Raw genomic sequence first — 4,919 nt, forward strand, 5'->3', positions numbered from 1 at the left:
CAAAGAGCTGGCAAGACATGTTTCAACTATCTCTAACTGAGCGCCAAAAGGAAATCGGCATAATGTTGCTAGCGTTAATTCATAGCAATATCGGTATTGATATTCACTCATCTTCAACACTCATTAAAATTTAGGCAAAAAAAAACCAGCTCAAAGAGCTGGCAAGACATGTTTCAAGTGTTCCAAAATAAGGAAATCGGTTAGCGCGCTAGCGTTAATCAATGGCATATCGACAAGGTCAACATACCACTTGAGTCTAAACACACCCAAAGGGTGCTATAAGGTTGATGGATGATGAAACTACTCTAAAGGAGGGTTAGCCCTTAAAAGTCATGGCGAATAAACCGCCACGCAAAACATTTGAATCCAACCAAGTGTTTTGCCAATAAATCGAAGTTTGTCCTGTATAAGACATAGTCGGTGCTCCCAAGCAAAGTTGTATCAATAATCTCAAATTAAATTAGTTAATGGGGTTGAGCCAAACTAACTTAACGAGGCAACTTGTCGCTCGGTTCCTTGGAGAATTATCCTTCCTGGATAGACTTAAGTATTGGAAGGCCTCGACCTAACCAACGAAAGTAATTATAGGCTTTTGTAATTTTATTACAACTCTTAGTGTTAAAAAATACTCAAATAGTGCGTAAAGAGTAATTTAACAACAAACCGACATGACGAATATCACAAAAACAGCCCAATAAACAGACTGATTCACAAACCGACACAGTATTCGATCAAAAAAAACACACATAACGACCGATAACAGACGAAAGTGACCTTCCAATTGAACAAATATCTCGCCATCAACTGGCTCCCCCCTTTAAAAGGGTTTACCAAAACGCTCTGACTAGATCCGTACCTTATACTGATGAATATAATATCGATCTCATCGATAAAATTTGGATAAAAAAAAGCCCACTCAATGAGCGGGCAAGACATTTCAAGTGTTCCTAACGGAAATTGGTTAACGCGCTAGCGGTAATCAATGGCAAACAGCGGAAGCATACTAACTCGGGCTATCTGCGACTTGGTCTACAAGTATCTAAAAAGATACAATAAAGGTTGATGGAAACTGGTTAACTAAAAAGGAGGGTTAGCCCTTGAAAGTCATGGCGTATAAACCGCCGCGCAAAATTTCTGTGTTTAACCAAAAGCTCTGCGAATAAATAGTGTGACTAAAATACATAATTGCTACTCCAAACAAAGTTGAATTCCAAATACTCTACTTTACAGAAAAGCCGTCGCTGGCTTGTAGAGTCAACTTGTCGCTCGATTCCTTGGAGAGTTATCCATCCTGGATAGACTAAGTGTCGCTAAGCACCATTGCTTACCCGACGAAGGCAATTATAGATAAATGTAGTTTTATTACAAGCTTTTTATTTAAAAAGACTCAAAAAAGCCGTTTTTCGTTATTTTATTACAAGATTTATTAGCTGATGCTATTAGTCAAAACCTTTATATCGTTCGGCTACACAATAAATATCAATCACTTAACATGAAAAACCGGCGACTAAAGTGCCGATTAAATAAGAAATACAACAATGCTAAAGGAATATAGCCCTTACTACTTCTCACTTTAACGCTAATGAGTCGTCATGTAATGAAACAGCCCCAGCAGCGGTGTGGCTGTTGCTGAGCTATAGAAAATAAAAAAGCTGACGCATAACACGTCAGCTTTAATCAAGCGATAAGCTCATTCAGGCTTAGCGTAACCGCTCTAAGATTGAGTCGCTGTCATGTATTTAAACAATCCCACTAACGGTGTTGCCGTTGGTGCCCCGTATTGTGGATGCCCTTCTGTAGCACTACCGGCAATATCTAAGTGAGTGTAGGCAATGGGTTGAGTGGCATTTAAACCATGTTGACTCAATCCAGACGCTTCTATCAAAAATGCCGCTGGATATTGATGTCCACGCGCAGTAACTGAAGATGGCGCATTATTGGATGACAACATATCAGCCGCTGCTGATGGATCGACAATTTTACTAAAGTCATCTCGACGCAGCTGAGTCACTTCAATTGGTTCGCCCCAAAGTGAAGCTAGCTCTTGCATGCTTGTAGCGACATTAGCTTGTTTAGCGACACTGTTTTCTACCGCTGCGGTATAACCGCCAAAACAGCGAACCACATGCCCAGTTAATGTTGCGACTGAAAACATTTGTGGTTTTACTGCATTCACCGCTTTTAGGCGCAGATGCGATAACAGATCTGCTAACACTAAACGCCCTTCGGCATCGGTATTACCAATACGCACCCGTTTGCCCGCGTGACTGGTTATTATTTCATCAGTAACAAAAGCGTCGCTACCGATACTGTTTCTCACTAAACCAAGCTCGGCAACAATACGTATGCCTTTGGGTTTTAGCATGCTCACGGTTTTCATCAAACCAGCAACCGCAGCGGCGCCACCTTTATCTCGGCTCATGCCCGCCATGCCACCAGCAATTTTGAGATCCGCACCACCTGTGTCATACACCACACCTTTACCAGCAAATAAATAGGTGTGTTCAATTGGCCCCTCGCCCACGTACTCAAGCTTAACGACCCGAGGCTGATGTCTCAATACTGCGAATGATGAGCGGCCGACAGCGCTTAATAGGGGGTAATCTCGCTCAAGAATATCTCGGTCTTCGACCACGCTGATTATAAGATCTGAGTCTTGCAGCGCATCGACGCAGTAGTCGGCAAAGGCTGGAGCTGACATACGCTCAGGCTCGGTGCCACAAAGGTCTCGTGCTAGGACTCTGCCGGCTTCGATTGCAGTGAGTGCCGCTGCGCTTTTTATATCGCTTAACAGGCCAATAGCTTCTAACGGCTCATCACCACCGCCCGCCTCTCTAAGCTCCAATGCTTGCCAAAGCTCTTGACCGCACGCGAGTGCTGCCACTTGAGCGGCATTTTGATAACGCTGTTCAGCCAAGTTGTTGACTATGAGTAAAGGACGCTTAGCGCCAGCGTCTTTAGCCAGCTTAATGCCTTGCCTTGCTGCATCGGCAAAGACGCGAACATCTTGGTAATCATCGTCCGCCTTTTTGACTGGTGCAATAATCAGGCGTCCACCAGCCATCCCTGGAGCAAATAACAGTGTAGGAGATTGGCCAACCCGCTTATCTATCTTTTGACCATGATTTGCTAGCATTACAATCTCTTCATATTGCAGAGATTCAAGATCCGCTGTGACCACCACCAGCGCATCCCAGCCGTTTCCTTCAAAAATGGCACCTTGATCTACTTCATCTACAAACTTAACCAACCCCATAACCTTTCCTTCTTGTTTTGTAACTTTTCTCCCGCATTATTCCCCTATTGTGGTTAGATTACCAACGACTTTACCGAGTATGAAAAGTATTGTGGAAACTTTGGCTGACAAGGCTAGGTTAACGCGACGGCTAACGTCTCCGCAGCGCACTAAGACTATGCTAGACTGTCTGCAATTTCTGCCTCACTGGCAGCCTCGCGCTATTGATATTACTCGAATAGGGGATTTTTAAGTGACCACTCTTAGTCAGTTACAACCACAAGCACTTTGGCAATGGTTCGAACAGATCTGTGCCATTCCGCATCCATCTAAACACGAGCAAGCTTTGAGTGCTCATATCCAGACTTGGGCTAAAGACAAACAGCTCAGTGTCGTTGAAGACGCAGTTGGCAACCTGATCATCAAAAAACCGGCAACCGCTGGCATGGAAGACCGTAAGATAGTCGTACTGCAAGCCCATATCGACATGGTGCCGCAGAAGAACGCTGACAAAGTCCATGATTTTGAAAAAGATCCTATTGAAGCTTATGTCGATGGCGACTGGGTAAAAGCTAAAGGCACCACATTAGGTGCTGACAATGGTATTGGTATGGCATCGGCACTGGCCATTTTAGGCGCTGATGACATTGCTCATGGCCCGCTTGAAGTGCTGCTGACTATTGATGAAGAAGCGGGTATGACTGGTGCATTCGGCTTAGAAGCTGGCATGTTAGACGCTGATATTCTTATCAATACCGATTCAGAGCAAGAAGGTGAGATTTACATGGGTTGTGCTGGCGGCGTTGATGCGCAGCTAAGTGTACCTATGGTTTGGCAATCACCTGAGCCGACAAATGCAAGTTATAAGCTTTCAATTGCTGGCCTTAAAGGTGGGCACTCAGGCGTTAACATTCACTTGGGTCGTGGTAACGCTAATAAACTATTAGCTCGCTTCCTGTTTGAGCATGGCGACGAACTTGCGATTGAGTTAACTCAATTTGTTGGTGGCTCGCTGCGTAACGCGATTCCACGCGAAGCCGAAGTTAGCTTTATGCTACCGCCAGAGAACTTAACACTGTTACAGACGCGTATTACTGAATTTCAGGCTTTGGTACGTCAAGAGCTAGCGATTGCCGACCCAGGTACAGTGCTAATATTGGCTGAAATCCCAGCTGAGAAGCAAGTGATGAGTGAAGACTCACAGCAGATCTTAGTTGACCTGCTAAATGCTTGTCCTAACGGCGTCATTCGTATGAGTGATGAAGTGCAAGGCGTGACTGAGACCTCGCTTAACGTAGGCGTAATCAGCACCGATGATAACGGCGTGCAAATCTTATGCTTGATCCGTTCACTGATTGACTCTGGTCGCAGTGAAGTTGAAGGCGTATTGACCTCGCTTGCTAACTTAGCCGGTGCCAATATTGAGTTTAGTGGCGCATATCCTGGTTGGAAGCCGGACAATAGCTCACCTGTAATGGCAAGCGTTCGCGAAACTTATGAGGCGATTTACAATAAAGAGCCTACTATCATGGTGATCCATGCAGGTCTTGAATGTGGACTATTTAAGAAGCCTTACCCTGAGATGGATATGGTGTCTATAGGTCCAACCATTCGTTACCCGCACAGCCCTGATGAAAAAGTTAACATCACCACAGTTGGCCAATACTGGAAACTGTTATTAGCC

Annotated in this window: 2 protein-coding genes; one reads left to right on the forward strand and one right to left on the reverse strand. The window is 44.6% G+C overall.

Going from position 1 to position 4,919, the window contains the following annotated elements:
• Positions 1 to 1,714: 1,714 nt before the first annotated feature.
• On the reverse strand, positions 1,715 to 3,256 hold the full coding sequence (locus tag ACVBIL_RS20495) for a M17 family metallopeptidase (RefSeq protein ID WP_447168782.1): 1,542 nt from the start codon (positions 3,254 to 3,256) through the stop codon (positions 1,715 to 1,717).
• A gap of 232 nt (positions 3,257 to 3,488) precedes the next feature.
• Between ACVBIL_RS20495 and ACVBIL_RS20500 the strand changes: the two genes are divergently transcribed.
• The coding region (locus ACVBIL_RS20500) for an aminoacyl-histidine dipeptidase (protein ID WP_447168783.1) at positions 3,489 to 4,919 on the forward strand (1,431 nt) is incomplete at its 3' end.

This window comes from Shewanella sp. 125m-7 (assembly GCF_052977045.1).

Excerpts from the sequence above, each read along its gene's own strand:
- ACVBIL_RS20495 (WP_447168782.1), bottom strand. The coding sequence starts at position 3,256 with ATGGGGTTGGTTAAGTTTGTAGATGAAGTAGATCAAGGTGCCATTTTT.